Here is a 780-nt window from a genome sequence, read left to right on the forward strand (position 1 = left end):
TCAAGGATTCGCTACGCCGGGCTTACGCCCGTCCTTGACCCGCCAAACCTACCCACTCAAAATTCAAAAGAGGCACTTGCCATTTCTGGGTCTGTGTCCGCAGTGCCCGCTAGCTTGACCTACCAATTACAAGCTAAGGCGGCGGAACACGGCGAAAGGGTCAGTGTCAGTACGACGGGCGAACTAATACGCGGTTTTTCGTTCGTCAATCTGGAACTGGCTGGCTTGCGACTTGATAGCGGACGAATTGTCGGAGCCGGCCGGCTCCTGTCTGCGCTGCGTGCAGTGCTTTCCGCCCGCAAACTGCGGGGCGGATGCGTTTTCACGAATGACCTGGTTGCGGGGCGTCTCAGGCTGCTAGAAGAGCGCTTTGGTCACAACGTCGATTGGGAAACCCTTGCATCGATCGAAGCCAGCCTCTTACCTATCGCCAACCAAGACGCACTTCCATTACGATTTCGCGATCAATGGCAACCGTTTGCAATCACTGAACTTATCGACGATGTACGCAAGCTGCGCCAGTTTTAGAATTTTTCCGCTGCTACCAGTTCGCTGGAACCTTACGGTCGTGCGGCATATGCCAACCGGCAGATTCACTGTTTTCCCTCGATGGACACCTGTTAAAGACTGGAGTGCCGCCGGCGCCGACGTCACGTTTTCGGAGAGACCGCCAAGCTTCGACTATGAGGCCGAATGGTCTGACCTAGGGTCTGTTTACATTTGAAAAAATGTGTTTACATCCTGTCTTTTGCGCTACGAGACGGGATGGTACGCACGTTA

1 protein-coding gene is annotated in these 780 nt (G+C 54.4%); it reads left to right on the forward strand.

Annotated elements, in window-relative coordinates; all coding sequences use genetic code 11:
• Positions 1-528 (forward strand): hypothetical protein (locus tag AC3WLT_RS37250; RefSeq protein ID WP_492596539.1); only part of this gene is annotated, 528 nt, incomplete at its 5' end.
• Positions 529-780 lie beyond the last annotated feature (252 nt).

This window comes from Paraburkholderia sp. FW306-2-2C-D06C, assembly GCF_058781505.1.